This is a genomic window from Paenibacillus ferrarius, assembly GCF_002027705.1.
Taxonomy (GTDB): Bacteria; Bacillota; Bacilli; order Paenibacillales; family NBRC-103111; genus Paenibacillus_E; species Paenibacillus_E ferrarius.
On record NZ_MBTG01000036.1, the window covers coordinates 1 to 20,594 of the forward strand.

Consider the following 20,594-nt stretch of genomic DNA (forward strand, 5'->3'; position numbering starts at 1 on the left):
CTTCGTTGTATAAGCCGTCTTATTGCCGGCCTCATCCTTCACGATTACGTTGAAGTAATAGGTCGTGCCTTCCGTTAATCCCGTCACATTATATGTGCCGATATCCGCTGTGTAGCTGCCGATTGCCGTTCCGTTCGTTTCGATATTCGCTACCGTGCCTAGGTTATTGCTGCTGGAGCGGTACACTTGGTACTGCAGGGCGCCTTGCGCGCTGACCGCATCCGTCGCTTTGGTCCAGTTCAATGTTACTCCTGTGCCTGTGATGCTTGAGGTGCTTAGCGTACTATTCGACACTACGGGTGCTGTGACGTCTAGAGTGACAACCTGCTTCGTTGTATAGGCCGTCTTATTGCCGGCCTCATCCTTCACGATTACGTTGAAGTAATAGGTTGTGCTTTCCGTTAGTCCCGTCACACTATATGTGCCGATATTCGCGGTGTAGCTGCCGATTGCCGTTCCATTCGTTTCGATGTTCGCTACCGTGCTCAGGTTATTGCTGCTGGAACGGTACACTTGGTACTGCAGGGCTCCTTGCGCGCTGACCGCATCCGTGGCTTTGGTCCAGTTCAATGTTACTCCTGTGCCTGTGATGCCTGAGGTGCTGAGCGTGCCAACAGACACTACGGGTGCTGTGACGTCTAGAGTGACAACCTGCTTCGTTGTATAGGCCGTCTTATTGCCGGCCTCATCCTTAACAATTAAGTTGAAGTAATAGGTCGTGCCTTCCGTTAGTCCCGTCACATTATATGTGCCAATATCCGCTGTGTAGCTGCCGATTGCCGTTCCGTTCGTTTCGATATTCGCTACCGTGCCTAGATTATTGCTGCTGGAACGGTACACTTGGTACTGCAGGGCGCCTTGCGCGCTGACCGCATCTGTGGCTTTCGCCCAGTTCAGCGTTACTCCAGTTGCGGCAATGCCTGACGTGCTAATCGTACCGTCAGATACCGTCGGTGGGGTGACATCCGCGCCAACCACATTGGCAATCGTAATATGATCAAAGTTTAAATTCGAAGGTGCCAAGGTATTTGCGAATTTCCAGGTTATCGTTACTGAGGCTACATTGTTGTAATTATAAGTTGACTCTCCAAGCAAGCTGCTCAATTGAGAAGCAGTAGTTGTAAGGTTTACAGTCCCCGACTTTGAAAGCGTAGCAATTGTAGCACCTCCCAAATCTTTTAAGACAACAGATAGAGAGGTAAGATTCCCAGAAGTACCATAAGCGCTTATCCCCAAATCCTTAAAGGTAAATGTCTTGCACGTACTCGTACCCGCAGCCTTGATAACAAGGGTTCCTGTTGTGTCAGGAGCTTGCTGATTCTCAGACCATAACTGCGTTCCTGTAATTGCAAAACCATTGCTCACAACGAATTTATCAGCAAAGATCGCATATCCTGCGCCTCCACTATTATTCACTTTCAAAGGACCGCTGAAGTCGTAAGTGCCGTCCGCTGTACCACTGGCTGCTGCATACACATTTGAAGAATTTATACTTAAAACAATTACAAATGCGAACGAGATAACAATCAATGACAGCAGGCTGAATTTCTTAAACTGTTTTTGCATGACCCTCTTACCTCCAAAACTTGATTTTTCTAATCATCTCTATTCTAGATCCCTGAGACTGGCTCTGATTCGATCGGAGACTTCAACTCATGGATGGAATGATAAGACTTCATAATTTAAGTTTATAATAGTCAACTGAAAGAATAATGAAAGACTTGGCTGCTTCTCTTTTGAAACGCAAAAAACCAGCAAACTCAAGAGTTTGCTAGTTTCCATAACTTCATTTATTAATTGATCAATTACTTTTCACTGTTAAAATAGCGCCATTTCTCCTCTGCAACGCGTGAACCGTAGCCGTGATTCCCTTTTCGAAGGTTGTTGCCCGCATCGGTCCAATCAGCCGCTCGTATTTGTCCCCGCTCAAAACAAGAGGCTCTTGCGTCAAATAAAGCATCTCCACAACTTCCTTCATTACGGGCACAGCCAGACCTAGCAAAGACAACCCCACTCTTCCAAGTGGAATAACCAGCTTGGCGCTTCCGCTTGCCTGCTGGGCTAGTTGCACAATCTCGCTGCCAGCGATCAAGCCTGCGCCAGGAATATGCCAGTTCTGTCCATACGCATCATCCCTGTCAGCGAGCTCCACGATCATGAAAGCTGCGTCTGGCAAATAAATGAACTCACGGGGGACACGCATATTGCCAACGAAAAATGTCATCTTGCCAGCCGCAATTGCTTCAAGTGTAGACCCCAGATAAGAAGCCTCATTGGCCGTCGGGCCGTAATAATCCGGCAAGCGGACGATCATAACCTTAGCCCGGCTCCACCGCGCATCGAACAGCATTTTCTCATAAGCGAGCCTGACTTTACCCTTCCTCGTATGCGGCTGCTTAGGATGTTCCTCGGTCGCCCGAGCCATCTGTCTTCTTCCATAGGGATAAATCCCGTCAATGACTATTATTTTGATACTTAGCCGATCCGCAGCCTCCATCACCGATTCACCAAGAGGAACCAGCTTGTTTACCATCTCGTGATAAGGCACGTTCGCGCAATGGAACAGGACATCCGCACCCTCCGAAGCAGAAACAATATCGTCTGGGCGAAATGCATCACCTACGGCAATCATCAAATGCTCTGGATGACCCAGATTAGCTCTAAGATCCTCTAGTTTTTGGCGAGATCGCCCAAAGGCTACCGTCCGAATCCCTCGCTTGACTAGCTCTTCCACCACTGCAGCACCTGTACCTCCTGTTGCTCCAACTACAATTGCCTTTTCCACAGGAATCACCTCTTTTTATTATTTGTGATTGGTCAATCACTAACTTAAAACCAATATAGCATCCAGTAATTGATTGGTCAATCACTTTTTTTGAACAGTTTCTTCTCTCACTGTAGCTATAACAGGTTCCGATAGTCTCTTGATAGACCTCCTACTTTCTTTGAGCTTCTAGCTCCAGTTGCTTTCTCTAAACCTGCAATTATACATCTTTTTTGCTCTTGGAATAGCCTCAACGATTAAATTCCTGCGTTTGTGCAGGTTTTTGAAGCTTTTTCTGAATGTACGGCTGAAAAAGATAAAAATGCCTGCACAATTGCAGGCATTTCCACTTTTTAACCGAATTCACCCGGAAATTCCTGCATTTTTGCAGGCTTTTACACTTGGGTGAACTGAACTCAACTCAACTGATCTGGAAACCCCATCATCTATCGACGCTTATCTACTAAATTTGGCTTATGGGGCTGCCTCTATCCTACATTACTTAATAGTACCCAAAAGAGCATTTAAATCCGGATTTGCTTGCAAAACATGCAGAACAATAGTCAAAGCCTCTGCTCGAGTAGACTGTTTGTTCGGAGAGAACAACCCGTTACCTTCTCCGCTGATCAGGCCTGCGGAAGCTGCCGCTTCAATTTGTTCTTTGTTCCACACGCCATTGATGTCCGTAAACACAGTCGTAGCTGGCGTGCTTCCCGCTTTAATCGTTATCAATTTGCTAATCATAGAAATAATTTCAGCACGTGTTATTTCTTTATTTGGTTTGAAAGTGCCCTCTTCGTAACCAGAAATAATTCCGCTTGCTGTTAAAGCATTAATGGAAGATTCTGCCCAATGCCCCGAAGTATCCTTCAGCTTATTGCCAGACCCAGTGGCAGACAAGTCAAATACTTTGGCAATGATGGTCGCAAATTCAGCACGTGTAATACTTGCATTGGGATGGAAATTACCATCCGTGTAGCCGTTAACAACACCAAGCTTCACGAAAATAGAAACCGTCGCATCTGCCCAATGAGAATTTGTGTCCTTAAATGTAACACTAGGAGCAACCTTAGCTTCTTCAACTTTTTGATTGAGCTTCGCAAAGACATTTGAAAAATTAACAACCTTATCGTTAAATTTCACTTCGGTTTTATTCTCTGGTTTTGTTTCTGGTTTTGTTTCTGGTTTAGGATCGACTGAAGGAGGAGTAACTGAACCTGAATCTGATCCCGAGCCTGATCCTGGCGTAGTATCATCTGGCTTTTTAACCACAGTAACAACTACACTACCCTTTATAGCCGCATTCTCAACAGACGTTGCAGTAACCGTAACAGTACCTGCTGTTAAACCTGTCAGCACTCCTTCAGCAGAAATGCTAGCATTCCCGCTTCCTTGACTAACGGTCCAAGTAACACCAGTGTTTGTCGCATTACTAGGTGCTACAGCAGCATTCAATTGCAGCTTCTCCCCTACGTATACACTGTATGTATTACTGCTCACCGTAATTGCTGTAACAGGAATACTTGCAGGAGTGTTTTCCAACCATCTCGCATATAAAATGGTGTCACCTGTTATGGCTATTGTTGATCCTGCTGCATAGCTGGTTCCGCTGCCATCCTTTTTTGTATTCCATCCTGCGAAAGTATAGCCCGTCTTCACTAAATCTACGTCTTGGCTATATACATTAGCCGTTACTCCCTTTGAATAGGCTTTGCCATCCGTCGGAGGCGTCCCGCTCGTGCTGCCGTTCCCATCATAGTCCACATAGAACTGTACATCTCGCAAGTAAGGGTACCCGTTATTTCGTGATGCGTTGATCGCCCATATACTAGCAAAATCCCATTGCTCATAGGTTTGTTGTATCTTCATTGCTTCAGTTGATAGCCCTTTACCTAATCCATTATCCGTTTGCCCTGTTGTTTCGGTGTTGAAGTAACTATTCATGATGTCAAATTGAGAGTATGCAGTCAATCCACCTAAACTATTAGCACTGCTGTTAGATTTTCCTGTGACATTACCTATCGCATACGAATTATTAATTTCTCCGGTGCTGGAGCCAGCCAAACCGCCGATCTCACTATAACCATTGACACTTCCCGCAGCGTAGCTGTTACTTATGCTTCCCTCGGTAGCGTTATTGCCAACTAAACCACCGGTATTATAGGTACTGCTGACGTTCACTTCAGCAAAACTGCGGCTAATCGTTCCTTTGTTGTAGCCAACTAAACCGCCAGCCGCAGCATTGGCTTCCACACTGCCTGTTACGGAACTGTTACGAATCATTCCTTTGTTGTAGCCAACCAAGCCCCCAGCTTGCAAACCGCCAACTACATTTATATCTTCCAAACGGATATGACTGATTTCACTATTCGTTTCCGTTACTCCGAAAAGTCCTAAGTAACTATTCTGAGATCGATTAATAGTTAAATTTCTGATTGTAAATCCATTGCCATCGAAGTTCCCTTGAAATCCAAAATCGTTGTCACCAATAGGCAGCCAACCATCTTCAACGCTAGGGAACGAGGTAATATCGGCAATCAAACGGTAGTACTTATAGGTATCTAAATGATATCTAATTTCGCTTAACTGCTCCGCGTTGGCAATCTGAAAAGGATCACTTGGTGTACCGGATCCTCCTGCGAAGGCTACAGGAATCTGCTTAATTAATATCGTTTTAAAAGCAGATTTTTTACTTTCGTCATTTGCCTCGGCCCATACGGTTACAATGCCAGCCGAGGTCCCAGTCAACACGCCGCTCGCATCAATAGTAGCTGAACCGGTGCCATTGTCAACGGACCATGTGACTGCCTTGTTGGTAGCGTTGACCGGTAAGATCTCTGCGGCCATAGCCAAGGTATCGCCTATTGTCATACTAGACACATTGCCGTTCGTGGTTATTTTGATATCAGTTACTAATGTCGGTTGTATCGTCATTATTTTAGAACCGACCTTTGTACTTCCATCGTTAGCTGTAGCCTTCACAGTAACCGTACCTGCAGTAGTTCCGGTTAACAGGCCGCTCGCATCAATAGTAGCCGAACCGGTCCCATTGTCAACGGACCATGTGACTGCCTTGTTGGTAGCTTCTACCGGCATAATGGTTGCACTCATAGCCACGGTGCCACCTACTTGCAATGTAGCTACATTGCCTTCAGACGCTACTGTCATATTCGTTACAAGATTAGTTCCAGTATGGAAAGGATCATTGGAAATTAACTTTGAACCGGAATATAAAGAGAGTGGTTCGGTTGTGATCGGATTACTAGTTGATTTAATACGAAAGGTAGCTTCTCCATTCACCGTGAACGTAGAAAAGCCTTCTTTCACCTCATTAGACCGATACGTGCTCGTGTCAAAAGGGTCCGTATTGTAAAACATGGATCCAAGCTTTGCCGAATGAGCAAAAACCTCCGTTTGCCCATCCACAAGTTTACCTTCTTTATCATAGACGGCAAATGTGACAGATACATACAGGCCTTGAGTTTCTGGCGGTTTAGTTAACTTGACATGGTCGGCAACGAGTATAGGTTTTTGCGCAGCAATCCCACTAACATTTACCGCAGAAGGTGGATCTCCGACAAAAGAGTAATTAGGAACCCAACTTACTACCCCGTTACTTACATACCCTCCTACTACTGTTTTAGACCCCGGATTACTTACGGTTGCCGTAGATGCTCCCGCATTGTAAGGTACTTGAGTTACGTTTCCATCTAAAAATCTGACAAATAGTTGCTCGGAATCGCTTAATTTATCATTCGGAAAATTAAAGGTGATTGTGCTTGCGGAACTCACGCAGCCACTTAATACAACCAAAATCAAAGTTGAAAGCACAAATAAACTTCTTAATGAAAATCTCTTCATAAATAAACTTCTCTCCCTCTCTTTATTATAGAAATGAGTATACCACCCCTCAATGACAGCAAAATGACAAACTTCGACAACATGACGACAAAATCCGACGGTAATAAGCAAAAAAAGGCCCTAATACATATTAGGCCCTTTATTGTTCGATAAATCTAGATTGGAACATATCTTTAAGTTTCTCGCCAAAGCTCTTAGTACCGTTACCGCACTGTCTTTATAAATGTTTAAAGCATTTTATGTATTCCCTCACAGCGTACCGTCCAGGTACCATCCTGTGGAAACCCGGGAGTTGTCGTATCAGGACCTCCCAACCAACCGCCCGCCATCATGGCAACAGCCGTCAGTAAGCCACCATTGCCAGGCAGATAGATCGGCAGCCTGCTGGTCTGAAAGTTATGGCCGTTCGGCAGATAGGTATTCTTCTTCTGATCGATCAGAAGAAGATCGACGGCAAGCTCGCCTTCTCCTAGCCTTGCTGCCGTCATCGCCATCATCGGATAGTCCCAGCCCCACGTATCCTCCCAATGCCAGACACGGACGACTTCCTTCAGTGTTCGCCGCATCGTTTCCGTATCTGTCATCAAGCCGGGCAGGATGCCAAGCGGAGCTAGCATCGTCGGATGGTCGTCGATACCCGTCATGCCGCTGAATGTGTCGGGAGCCGTTTCGGCTGCCACATATAGGCCGTCCGATACAGGAAGTGGAGACAGGTGTTCCAGTACATGATCCCATTTGTCCACTCGTGATAAGCCGAGCCTTTCCCTCCAACGATTCGCTGTGGATAAGCCGAAAGCCCAGTAAGCAAGCTCGAAAGTCGGATTCATCGTTACCGCATGATCATAGATTTCTTGCGCTGGTGCAAGCGGCGGTCCCAAAACATAACGATTGCGAACATCATCCCATTCTGCATAAGAAGCCATGAAATCTGCGCTTAGGAATACGATGTCTTGATACCGCTCTAAGGTGTCACGATCGTTTCGTACCGTATACAGCAGTTCAGCAAAATAGATGGGATGCGGCTGCTGCCAGATCAGAAACGGCTCGATAAAGCAGGGAGCATTTATGCCCTCCTCTGTTACGCACTTTGGCCAACGGGCCCCTTCGTATCCTTGGGATTGTGCCAGTCCTTGCGCTTTGGGGAGTATCTCACCATACCAGCCCAAGTTATTCTCCAACAACTCAGGACGGTTCCATAGCGCAAAATGCACGGAATGCCACCAATGCATCTCGAGATGGAATTTGCCAGCCCAACTGTTCATCGTCAGTCCCGTCTCTTGGGGAGGAAGCGATCCGGACGACTGGACAGCGGTCAAATATTGCGAAAGCACGATGCGCCGTTCTAGTTCATGGGCGCGGGAATCCTGACTCCCAGCCAGTTCTACAGCCCCACCGCTGTTCCAAAAAGCACGCCAATAATTGTGAGATTGCGACAGGACATCCTCGAATTCAGGAAGCGGTGTGGCCTGTTCGTCCTTAGAATAACGAATCACAAGCTCTGCCTCATCAATATCTGATGTCAATACGAAGTGGTGCGGGTCGCTCGCATCACGTTCGAGGGCGCCATTTGACCATTCGGCCGTGACAAAATAGGCATCCTCATCCAATGTTCGTCTTAAACGGACTGAGTGGTCTGTTGATGCTGCAATCTCCGTCTGATGTGCTTCGGGACGATCCCATACTGCGCCTGAGCCGCCAAAGGATGCTGATCCATACGGAAAACGCATAGCCAGTTTGAGCTGACCTGATACCAAGAGCTTAGATCTAACCCGGATCGCAAGCATATCTTCATCAGGATGACAGCAGGTCAGTACCGTAACCATTTCGCCTGATAAGGAAAAACGGCTGGAGATCACACCTGTCCACAGGTCCAGTGCTTGTTCAATCTCCTGTAAATTCTCTGGCCTTGCCGGTTCGGCAGTAGGAAGAGTAAGAAGGAATTTGACTGCCCCCAAATGCAGGCGGTGGGGATTCATCCGCAGCCACTTGTATTCCTCGCTAGTCTCCTCACGCGGCATGTAGGGAAATCCGATCTCTCTCCCACTAAAAGTGCTATAGTAGGTTTTCGGAAATTTCTCTACCTCGTAGCCCATTGGATTAGGAGAGGTGTGCCATCCCCAATTCGACAGATGACCCAGCGCGACTCCACCATTCTCGTAGATCTCAGGAAATGTCTGCAGCCCCGTTGCATCAACGGTGAAGGCATAATTCCCGTTTCCCACCGTTAGTGAAGAAAATTTATCAAAGCTCCTAACGACTGGGTTGTGGCGGCGCACTAATTCTTCTCGATTAATTCTATCCATTTTTTACATCCCTACTTGTCGTTATAATTGGACTGTTAGATCTCGATAACGCACACCTCAAAAGGCTTGATAGCGCAAACGCCATGAAGGACAGTTTCTGTGAGCAGATCGCGCTGCGGGGTCAAGAAGGTGACCGACCGCTCTTCGTGAGCATAGTTCAGCAGAAAGGCATATCGTTTATCTGAACCTTCATGAGCCCGTATCGCAAGCTCTACGTCTTCAGGCAGCTCGGCCCATTTCGCTGCCGGGGATATCAGGCCCATCTCGGCAATGAGTGCGCAAGCTGCCGCTTCTGTAAAGGCGCTGCCGTAATAATAAGCGGTCCCTTTACCGCGCATGTTCCGTACAAGAGCTGGTTTACCCGCATAATAATCGGAGGCATACGAGGCCAAGACTTCAGCGCTGTTCGACGTAACGCGCAAAATATCTACGAAGGCATCTCCTTGAAGGGTATTGCCGCCTTCCCAATGTATATCTGGCGCCTGCTGCAGCGGCCCGATCAGCGTAAAATCCTCCACCTCGATGCCGCACAAGTCGGCGAGCGGTCCTGGGAACGGCTGCATATAACACTGGCCCGTCGCATCCTTGTAGCCGCTTCTGCAACCGAGAATGAGCGTTCCTCCGCTTTCAACGTACCGTTGAAGCAGTTCTGCCGTCGACTCCGGCATAATGGCTGGATGCGGATAAATGAGCACTCGATATTTAATCAAGTCCTTCAAGGTCGTAGAGGAACGAATGTACTTCGTGTCCGACGGGATATGGCGGCGCTGCAGTGCCTTGAACCAACCACTGATGCTTTTCCCAGTCAGCGGACCATGCCAAACATCCAACTCTCCGTCCCATTCGTTGTCATAGTCCTTCAATATCGCAACCTCAGCCTGATACATGGTACCCAGCAATTGCCCGCCCATCCTCTTTAGCTCACCGCCAATACGGCCAGCTTCCTCGATGCGGCGATTCGGCCGGTTATGGTAATCGTTCAGCCCATGCCAGTAAATCTCCGTCCCCATGGTCGCTGTCCGCCAGCGAAAATAGAGCAGCATATCCGCGCCGTGCGCAATGGATTGATACGTCCAGAGCCGCATCTGGCCCGGCTTCGGCGATGGCATCTCGATGCGGTTCACCCAACCGCCAGGACCAGCCTGCTGTTCCATGACAATGAAATTCGGCGAAACGTCGCGAGCCGCGCTGAGATTCAGACTCCACTTGCGGTCGAGCAGCGGCCGCTCCCCTTGATCAGGAGAGATCGTGCTGAAATTGGGATACGAGTCATAAGCGAACACATCCAGCGTATCCTCCATCATTCGGTGGCTGTCCAAGTGGCCGAACATGCCGTTCGTCGTGACCCACTGATTCGGCGCTTTCTCCCGCAGAATATCCGATTGCAGCTTCGCAAAAGAGATGGCACTGCCCGAGAAAAATCGTTTCTCATCAAGCGCTTGATGCGGGTTTGGTGAATTGCTAGGTGTCAGTCTAGTCAAATGAACCTGTGACCAGTCGCTATAGGTCTGATTCCAAAATACCGCGCCCCACGCTTGATTCAAGGCATGTAAATTACCGTACTTCTCCTGCAGCCAGACCCGGAACACAGCATGATCTGCTTTTGAATAAAAGGTGTTGACCTCACAGTTCAGTTCATTGTCGATCTGCCAACCAACTACCGCCGGATGGTCTTTGTAATGCTCCGCCATCTGCGTAACAATCCGCGCGCACAGCTCGCGATAGATCGGTGCGTTGTAATTGAAATGGCGACGTTGGCCATGTTGATACACAGTTCCATCCTGCTTGGCGTTTAATACCTCCGGGTATTTGGCAGTCAGCCAGGCTGGCGGGGTCGCGGTCGGTGTGCCTAGAATAACGAGCATGCCGTATCTATGCGCGAGGTCGATCGCCCTATCGAACAAGGCAAACTCGAAGCGCCCCTCCTCCGGTTCGAAGATCGACCAAGCGAACTCGGCCACACGGACAACCGAGAAGCCAAGCTCTTTCATGCGGCGATAATCGTCTTCCCACAGGTTGTCAGGCCATTGTTCCGGATAGTAACAGGCACCAAGACGAAATTGTTCGGTTCTCCAGTCTCGCCCTTTAGGTGCCATCGTTTGTATCCTCCCTTACAATGACTTCGACCTCATACGGCTCCAACTGGAGAGTGATCTCGTGCATGCGTCCCGATATCTTGCCTTCTCTAGGTGCCCGAAGGGATATTTGCTGCTCCGATGATGTCGTATTCACATACAGGACACTGTCGCCAACCTGCCGCGCGATTACGCCTTGCGGTGTTTCAGGGCCCTTTTTGATATCGAGTTCTGCGTAGATATTGTTCAATAATGCCTGCATGAGGTCAATTTGAGCAGGAACAGCTGCATAGACCGCTTTCCCTTTTCCATAGGCATTCACACTAACCGCAGGCAGCTCACTTTCCAGGCTAGTGAATACAGCCAAAACTTCAGCCGTAGAAGGCTCCACAATTTCATAGTAATCAATCGGAAAATCTAATATACGATCATGTATCTTAATTTTCGGTGTTTCACGCCGAATGTTCATTTTCTGCTTTTGAAGTCCGCCTTCATTCGAATCGGAATAATGATAGACGGGGCGCTCGAAGGCGTTAGCGCGAATACCGAACACATCGCTAAGCCTGCCAGGCATCGACGTGCCGAATACCGTACTGTGCTCATCTACTTTAGCTGAGTAAGCTGTCATAATGACCGTTCCGCCTCCCGCGACGAACTCCCTGATCGTCTGAGCAGAAGCCTCGTCCATGATACAGTGGCCAGGAACTAGCAAAAGCTTATAATCTTTCTCGATATGGCGCAGGTTCACAATATTACAATCGACATTATCCTCACCAAGTGCTTGGAATGTCTGCATCATTTGATCCATATAAGTTGTTTTATAGTATCCTTTTTGATTCTCGGACACTTTAAACGACTCAAAGGAATAAGCAAGCGCAATTTCCGGCTTCGGCAGATAAGGCAATCCGATCGATTCAAGCTTCGCCATCTCATGCGCGAATTGACGGAATTCGTCCAATTTCCTTCCAGGCAGACCATCGTGATCCAGCAGTCCAAACAGATACTGCTCTTCTCCGCCCAACATCGATCTCCACGTCCATGCGCATATTGCTTCCGAGCGGAATAGCAAGGATAAATAGGCATACATGCGAAGGACACCCCTCGGAGGTGCATAGGCACCGAAGGAACCCGTCTGGAATTCCAGACACCAAATGGGTTCATCCTTCTCACTAATGCGGTGGTTCATGTGCAGGCAAGCGCCGAACAACGCATTGCGGTCTTCTGGATTAACTCCCGGGTAGAATCCGATTCCCGGCAAATCAAAGATTTGATTATAGCCTTTCAAATAGTCGAAGCCGAGTACTGGATTTTCTCCCCAGTGATTCGTCGTTTCACGTGCATGCGGGGCATTCTTCCGTACGATTTCACTTAAGCCGTAAAGATAGGAAAGCTGCTCATCCGAAAAAAACCTCCGCATATCCAGCATTCTTTCTGGTGCTCCGTTGATGTCCCCAGCAACCGGAAACTCCGCATCCTCGAAGCTGTTAAGCTTACGTGACCATCTTTGTGCGGCCCAGGCAATGTTTAGTTCCTCCACGCTGCCGTACTTCGTTTTCAACCACTGCCTGTATCGCTGGCACGCCTCATCCGAGAATGTCGGTATCCCGCTGCCGACCTCATTACACAGACCAAACGCGTGCAGCGCTGAATGCCCGGCATACCGCTTGGTCAGTGTCTCAGCGAATCGATAAGCGTACTCCTGAAAGGTTGGGTTACCCACATCCTCCATATAACGATGCACCGCCAGAAGTGGATTGCGATTTCGATCGGCGAGCTGGATAGCTGGATATTTCTTGTGCAGCCACGTCGGTGCTGGACGTGTTGCAATGTCTAACACCACTTTGAACCCTGCTTCTGCAAACAAGTCCATAACCTCATCGAACCATACGAAGTCGTAGTTGCCTTCCGATGGCTCGAAGCTGTCCCAGCATAGATGGCCGAGACGTACGAGATTGAATCCCGACTCCTTCATCATTTGGATATCAACGGGCCATCGTTCGCGTGGCCAATCATGGGGGTGGTAATTTGTTCCTACATAAATCATTTTATTCACCTCAGTTATAGTAATAAATCTCTTGGCTGCATAAGAAAAGGGAGCTGCTTGTTAAACCAGCCGCTCCCTTCCTTCTACTGCAATTACCTGCGGACTATTTCTTCACTTTCGCGTACCAATCTCTAGCACGCTTCGTGACTTCTTCACCGCCTGATTTGTTCCACTTGTCTACGAATTCATCAAATTTGCTGATTGGGTACTGGCCAAGGATAATCTTGGTTGCATATTCCACATATAGCGTGCGATTGTTGATGTCAGCGAAGCCATCGTAGACACTAGCCGGCATTCCGTCACCAGCAATGACTTTAACGTATTTCTGGGCTTCCTGGATATTTCGGATACCCTGGTCCACTGCCCATTTTCTATCTTCCGACGTCGTGCTTTTGTATAGTTCCGCTGAGAAGTCTGCGGTAGCTACATAAAGATACGGGTTAATAGCTAGATTCTCTTGTGTGCTTTTGTCTTCTGGAAGCTTTGTAGCTTTACCATCTTTCATTGTGTAATGCATGCCCTCAACGCCAAGGAATAGGGTGTTCCAATTCTTTTTGTCGTACATGTTGTTCAGCAGCTTCAAAGTCGCCATGAGTTTCGTCTGATCTTTGGTGTTCTTCACCACCCAGGCAGGAGGCTGCATCTTCTTCAACGTATAGAAACCTTTGTAGCTTGCAACCTCGGGGATCGGGAGGACGGAGTAATCGCCTTTCACCCCTTTATTTTTATTAATATTCTCTAAACGCTCGAAGACCGACTCTTCCCAGTGGAAGTAATTCCCGACAAGATTGGAGTCATTCTTGCCTTCCCATTTCGCCTTATTGTTCAGAAGTGATTCTTTATCCATCAAACCGTCTTTATACAGTTTGGCAATGAACTCCAAAGAAGCTTTCATATTCGGAGTAACCGCAGCGTAAGTCAGTTTGCCATCGTACACATCCCAATCCGGCTTGCCTTCAAACATGGCTACACCGTACATGGCGAATAAATGATCCATCCAAGCCGCTTGCTCCCGGCCCCCCGTTGGGAGTTCATCTTTTATTCCATTTCCGTTCGGATCCTTATCTCGGAAAGCCTCAAGCACCTTCACATAATCATCTTGCGTCTTCGGCATTTGCAGACCCAGCTTGTCGAGCCAATCTTTTCGAATCAAGCCGGTTTCTCTGCCATAGTCCAGTATACCCGGGACATAATAAATTTTGCCTTGTCCAGTAGGATCATTGGCTTTGACCACGTCCCAGACTTCCTTCGGGATAACTTGCATGACATTCGGTGCGTACTTCGGCAAAAGATCTGTTAAATCGGCGATAGCGCCATTTTTGGCCAAGCTGTCTTCGATCCCCTGTACAGGCTGGAACATGTCCGGCATTTCGTTCGCAGCAATCTTCAGATTCAGCTGGTTCAGATAGTTAGTGCCTCCGTTCCATTCCACATATGGTTGAATAATGCCAACGCCCAGCTTTTCCTTATAAAAGTCATATAGCTTGCTGCCTCTGGTAATGGGTTTAAAGCCATTATTGCCATCCCATACTTCAAGCTCAACGATTCCCTCTGTCTTAGGAGCAGTGCTCTGTCCTGGAGCAGGCGATGAAGAAGCAGCGGATTTGTCTGAATTGCTGCTGCAGCCTGTAAAGACTGTAGCGGCCAGGGCACCTGTTAGCGCCAGTACTCCCAATTTTTTGATAGCCATGCCTTGTTTCCCCCTTGAAATCGACATTATATGTTTTAGACTCATTAAGCCGTAAAACCAACACGAAATTATCCTTTTACAGAGCCGATCATAGCTCCTTTGACGAAATACTTTTGCAAGAAAGGGTACACGGCAATGATCGGAAGGATGGCGAAGATAACCGTCGCCGATCGTAACGTTCTTTCGTTAAAATTAAAGTCAGCCGTTGAAGCGGCACCTGGCATAATCATGTTATCATCCGTGATGAATTGGCGGATCTTCATCTGTAACGGGAACCAGTCCGTATTTTGGAGAAATAATAAAGGTGTCTGAAACTGGTTCCAAATGACCACCGCGTAGAACAAGGCTAGTGTAGCAAGTACGGCCTTCGACAGCGGAAGAACGAATTGAAACAGCATTCGAAAGTAACCGCAGCCTTCGAGGAAAGCGGCTTCCTCAAGTTCCTTCGGGAACTCCTTGAAGAAGCTTCTCATGATGATCAGATTAAAGGGATTCAGGATATGTGGAACAATCAAGATCAACGGATGATTATACAGGCCTATTCCTCGTACAGTAAGGAAATAAGGAATGATTGGCGCCTTGAAAATCATCGCAATCACCACACCAACCATGATCACAGAACCTAAGCGGAACTCCGGTTTCGAAAGCGGATAGGCGAGCAACGCTGTAATGAATAGCGCCAAGACGGTACCAATTACTGTGGAACCTAGCGTGAGGAAGAACGACTTCCACAAATCAGGACGGTCAATAATGTAGCTCCATGAATCGAATGTGAACTCCTTAGGCCAGATAGATACCAGATTTTGCACAACGGCACTCTTCGAGCTGAATGAGATTGAAATGACGGATAGCAGCGGCACGAGTGCAATGAAAGATAATAACAGAAGAAGGGTCGTGATACTTGTTACAAAAGCTTTTTCTCCTCTGGATTCAAACATATCTACCACAACTCCCCATCTGAAACTTTTTTCGACAACCGATTGAAGATGAACACCAAAATGAAACCAATAACCGACTGGAACAAACCAACTGCCGTAGCAAAGCTGTATTGTGCCTGTTGAATACCTGTTCGGAACACGTAAGTATCAAGAATATCCCCTACACTGTAGGTCATTGGTGTCAAGAGATTGAACACTTGATCGAAGCCTAAGTCCAGGAAGTTGCCGATTTCCAGTAAAAACATAACCAGCACCGTAGGCAGAAGCAGCGGAAACGTAATATGACGAATCTGTTTGAAACGGGATGCACCGTCCATCATGGCCGATTCATATAACTGCGGATCGATGGAGCTGATCGCGGCCATATACACGACGGTTCCCCACCCAGCGTCTCGCCAAATGGAAGTCAGCACATAGACCGGTCGGAAGTAAGCGCTGTCTTGCATAGCCAAAATCGGATCATACCCGAACCATCCCAAGACCACATTGAATAACCCGCTTAATGAGAAGATGTCAAACACGATGCCGGACACGATAACCCACGATAAAAAATGAGGGATATATAGCGCGGTCTGAATACCTTTCTTTAGCGCAGATTTCCGAATTTCGTTCATCATCAGCGCCAGCAGGATCGGAATCGGAAAGACCAGCACGATTTTCAGAAATCCTAGCGTCAGAGTATTTCCAAACACACGGACGAAATCCGGATAATCGAGAAGCTTCTGGAAATGCTTAAAGCCAACCCAAGGACTATCGATAAACCCTTTGAACACCGAATAATCCTTAAAGGCGATCACCGAGCCTAATAACGGAATGTACTTGAAAATGATGAGAAAAATGAGACCCGGAATGGCCATCACATAGAGCGGCCAAAAAACCTTCATTTGTTGAAAATAGGTTTTACCCAATTGAACTCCCCCCGCGTCTAGTTGTTGTATTCGCTTACACCAAGTGTACTCTTGGAGAGAGCTGCGCTCAAAGGGACGTTTTTAAGTTTCGACAAGGTCATTTTATAGTTACAATAAAAGTCCTTCCACCATAAGAACGGCGAAAGGACTTCTCATCATTAGGCAATTGGGGGATTCCTGCGATATTCGCTAGGTTTGCAGCCCGTTAGTTTTTCGAACAACTTGGCAAAATACTGCGGATCGGAATAACCAACCATCTGGCATATCTCATACACCTTTAAATCTGTTTTTTCCAGCAATTCCTTGGACTTGTTGATCCTTGTCTGTGCGAGAAAGGTCAGATAGGTATCCCCTGTCTTTTGCTTAAAGAGCTGGCTTAAATAATAGGGATTGATAAAAAAACGAGCCGACAGCTCAGCCAAGCTGATCGCATCGGCGTAATGCTTCGATACATATTCCTTGATCTCAGCGATAACATCCTTTTTCTTCATAATATTATGTTCCAGTTTAAAAGCAATAATACCCTTTATCATTTGAAGCATCCAAGTCTCCATACGCTCCAATGTCCGATACCGCGAGAGTCCATCCAGTATAAGAAGATTGCGTCCCAAGAAATCATTTTGCTGCAGCTGCTCCAAAGAAAGTTTGCGCGCACTGGACAAAAGAATGCTTAAGCACTGCAGTTGGAGGTCAACTGGACTTATCTCGCGCTCCTTCTCCAGCCAATGAAAAATCTCGCGGATCGCGCCGGCGCAAGCTCCTTCATCCATATTGTCGAGGCCTGCCTCCAGTTTGCTTATCATGTCTTCCGGAACCGCTTGCCGCTTGCCTGACATGGACATGATATCGGGATATGCAATGACGACGCCTGCGCCTTTAAGAATCTTATAACTTAATGAGTGGCGAGCTTCCTCAAAGGAGATGCTGATTTCATTCGCCCTTCCTTTCACTGTACCCAACCCGACTGTCACAGATAATTTCATCTTGCTGAATAGGGCTTCTTTCAGACGCTGAAAGCCTCGGACTAATTCCCCGTACTCGATGGCGCTATCATGTGTAACAATGACAGCCACCTGAGCGCCTAGATACCGGAAGCGATAGACGCCTCGATATTGTCCCAGCATGTGGTCAATAAGGCGGAACACAGGATCAAGCCCACTTTCCATCAAAGAGCCTAGGCTGCTTTCAAATTCTAGCAAAACGCACACAAGCTGTGTACGATCAATCGGAATACACGCAATCTGAAGCAGCTCGTCCACATGCGCCGTATTGTCGCTGTCTCCATCGATGATATCCCGTAAAGCGCTTTCCATCACGCGGCTGCTCACTTCTTGCTTCAGCTCATCCACTTCTTGAAGTTTCGCCTGCTCCTCCTGAATCTCGTCCATAACCTTACAGACGCATTCACGAAGCTCCTCTTCTTCTACTGGCTTATTGAGGTAGAATTTGACCCCCAGCTGCATGCCTCTGCGTGCGTACTCGAAGTCCGCATACCCGCTGAGCAGAATAAATTTAGCCTGACAATCTTTCTCTTTCAATAACTGGATCATGTCCAGCCCGTCTGCCTGAGGCATTCGAATATCTGTAATAACAATATCAGGCTGACGTTCTTGAATTAATTTGGCACCTTCAAGGCCGCTGTACGCCACTCCCACAATCTCGCATTCCGGGATATAGCGGCCTATCATTTTTTGGAGACCATCTACAATTCCTTTCTCGTCATCAACCACAACTACTTTCATCCGAAGTACATCCCCTTCCATGCTGTCTAACAACAAAATCTCAGTATTTGGGGATGAGAAACTCAACCGTCGTTCCCCTGCCTTCGCCCGAATGAATCGTCAGATCATAGGAATCCCCATAATGCAGCTTAATGCGTTCCGCAATATTTTTCAGACCTAATCCTTCACCTTCCGATTTCTCCGTCTCCTCCAGCTTATATTTATCCGATGCCGCATCCTCTAGAATGACACGAAGTTCCTCTTCCTTATCCCTAGAAATACCAATTCCGTCGTCTATAATTCGAATCAGAATCTCCCCTTCATCCGTCCACATGCCTTCAATCAAGATATGCATGCTCCCTCCATAACCCTTGAAGCCATGGATAATGCTGTTCTCCACAATCGGTTGAAACACGAGCGGAATAATGCTGCACGCCTGCATCTCTTCTGGCATACGGATGTCAAGCATAAAACTGTCGTCAAAGCGTATATTCTGAAGCTGCAAATAATTAACGGTATAATCAATTTCATGTTTGATCGAATGCTGCCTGCCATCCTTGCCTAAGGTCAACCGGAACATTCTCGCCAAAATCATGATCATACCAGCGATCTCCTCTTCCTCCTTCACCAACGCCTTCATTCGGATCGATTCTAGCGTGTTGTAGAGCATATGAGGATTAATCTGGTTCTGAAGCGCGAGAAACTTAGCTTTCCGCTGTTTAATCTCCGCAATGTAAACGTCTTCAATTAAGGTTCGAATAACGATAATCATCTTATTGTAGCTGCGAACCAAGCTTCCAATCTCATCATTGGCCTGAATACTTTCTATCGGCAGGTATTGACCTGTTTCTGCCTGCTTCATACTGCGGCGCAGCGCCTTAATGGGCTTGGTGATCCTTAAGCTTAATCCGAAAGAAATCAATGTCGTGATGACAAAGCCTATAACAATTAAAATGATCGTGACGAGCTTGATCCTTGCAATTTTATGCAGCAATTTCTCACGGGGAATCTCTGTTTTAATAACCAGATTTCCCAATTGCGTGCTTCCTGATATCACGATTCGGTCACTGCTGCTCATGTCTTTGGTAAAATCATTTCCTGCTTCGAGCACCTGCATCCAAGGCACTCGACCGCTGGCGGCATCCGAATGATAGACAGTTTCACCAGTAAGCTTGCTAATGATCACACTCATGCCGTATTTGTCCCTGGTCAAAACAAACTCGTGGTTTAACTCCATCAATGTGAATGGATCCAAGTCGATAAGAAGCACCCCTGTGAATGCCCCTTCAGAACTCAGCAACACCCGGCCCACTGTTACTAATGTACCCTTCCCTTTATCCTCATAGTAGGAGCGATCGTGTAACCCAGTAATAAAAAAAGTATCTTCCGAGCTGCGTGCCCGCTTGTACCATGCTTGAGCCAACAAGGCGCTCTCATTCACGGTGCTGCTAGTATTCGTATATTGATAGACGCTGTTATCACGGCTAATCAGCATGACATTATTAATCTCTGGCTTGAGCAAGGCAACCCGCATCAGTACTCGTTGGACCGATAACTTCTGAAGAATGTACTCATTCATGGACATGGCATGCTCTTCCCCAAGCCTAGAAATAATTTCATTATCCAAAAGTACGGATTTGGTTACTTTGTCATATTCCTTCATGAGTTCATTTAACGAATTCTCAACTTGAGACGTGTACAGCGCCGCGAACTCTTGGGAAGAATCCTCCAAGCCTGCTGCCGATTGACTGTAAATGATGCTGGTCACCACGAGCAGTGGAAACGCACACGCAATGAGATAGCCTGCCATAAATTTGCTTTGGAGCTTCATGTTTTTGATTTGGCTAATTGCCGCTTGGATCCATTTGCCTTGTCTCATGTACAACCTTCCTCGTTTAACATCTTTGCTTCTCATTGTACATGCCGTGATGCACCGAAGCTACCGAAGTATCTCAGGCTAAAAATGTATACGTTTACAAGATACTATAATGGAAGCAGATTCATAAAACAAAGGGTCATTTTTAAGTTTATACAAGGGCAATGTTGGGGATTTTCAAATAAATCATTTATAAAATAAGGGGACTGGATGGTCTTCAAGGTTACCTTAAAAATGACCTTGATGGAACTTAAAAACGTCCCATTGAGTAATATTTTTCCAAATTATATAGTTTTGCAAGCGGATACATTTTCAGACACATCAAACATCTCAAATACGAAGTGAAGCATAGGAGGTGAATTGGATTGAGTTAGATACTCCATATAGAAACAGTCATGAACAACCTAATACCAT

11 protein-coding genes are annotated in these 20,594 nt (G+C 47.0%); all 11 read right to left on the minus strand.

The features are described from left to right. The coding region (locus tag BC351_RS30355) for a fibronectin type III domain-containing protein (RefSeq protein ID WP_144028573.1) at positions 1–1,566 on the minus strand (1,566 nt) is incomplete at its 3' end. Between the two features lie 235 nt (positions 1,567–1,801). Beyond that, complete coding sequence (locus BC351_RS30360; protein ID WP_208629868.1) at positions 1,802–2,785, minus strand: SDR family NAD(P)-dependent oxidoreductase; 984 nt, start codon at positions 2,783–2,785, stop codon at positions 1,802–1,804. Positions 2,786–3,262: 477 nt separating this feature from the next. After that, positions 3,263–6,625 carry an S-layer homology domain-containing protein gene (locus BC351_RS30365; protein ID WP_079418108.1) on the minus strand — a complete coding sequence of 1,121 codons (3,363 nt, stop codon included), beginning with the start codon at positions 6,623–6,625 and terminating at the stop codon, positions 3,263–3,265. 227 nt (positions 6,626–6,852) lie between these two features. Next, entirely contained in the window at positions 6,853–8,928 is a 2,076-nt protein-coding gene (locus BC351_RS30370) for a glycoside hydrolase family 65 protein (protein ID WP_079418110.1), read from the minus strand. A 35-nt stretch (positions 8,929–8,963) separates the two neighbouring features. Beyond that, positions 8,964–11,024 carry a beta-galactosidase gene (locus BC351_RS30375; RefSeq protein WP_079418112.1) on the minus strand — a complete coding sequence of 687 codons (2,061 nt, stop codon included), beginning with the start codon at positions 11,022–11,024 and terminating at the stop codon, positions 8,964–8,966. Beyond that, a complete protein-coding gene (locus BC351_RS30380; protein WP_079418114.1) occupies positions 11,014–13,047 on the minus strand; it encodes a beta-galactosidase in 2,034 nt (677 codons plus the stop codon). The genes BC351_RS30375 and BC351_RS30380 overlap by 11 nt, the downstream gene beginning before the upstream one ends. Positions 13,048–13,150: 103 nt before the next feature. Continuing rightward, a complete protein-coding gene (locus tag BC351_RS30385) occupies positions 13,151–14,737 on the minus strand; it encodes a type 2 periplasmic-binding domain-containing protein (RefSeq protein WP_079418116.1) in 1,587 nt (528 codons plus the stop codon). Between the two features lie 68 nt (positions 14,738–14,805). Continuing rightward, positions 14,806–15,675 carry a carbohydrate ABC transporter permease gene (locus BC351_RS30390; RefSeq protein WP_079418118.1) on the minus strand — a complete coding sequence of 290 codons (870 nt, stop codon included), beginning with the start codon at positions 15,673–15,675 and terminating at the stop codon, positions 14,806–14,808. Between the two features lie 2 nt (positions 15,676–15,677). Next, complete coding sequence (locus BC351_RS30395; protein WP_244209223.1) at positions 15,678–16,583, minus strand: ABC transporter permease; 906 nt, start codon at positions 16,581–16,583, stop codon at positions 15,678–15,680. A gap of 158 nt (positions 16,584–16,741) precedes the next feature. Next, entirely contained in the window at positions 16,742–18,325 is a 1,584-nt protein-coding gene (locus tag BC351_RS30400) for a response regulator (RefSeq protein ID WP_079418120.1), read from the minus strand. 40 nt (positions 18,326–18,365) lie between these two features. Continuing rightward, the gene (locus BC351_RS30405; RefSeq protein WP_079418122.1) at positions 18,366–20,183 is read right to left on the minus strand and encodes a cache domain-containing sensor histidine kinase; all 1,818 of its coding nucleotides are present in this window, start codon (positions 20,181–20,183) and stop codon (positions 18,366–18,368) included. Positions 20,184–20,594: the final 411 nt, after the last annotated feature.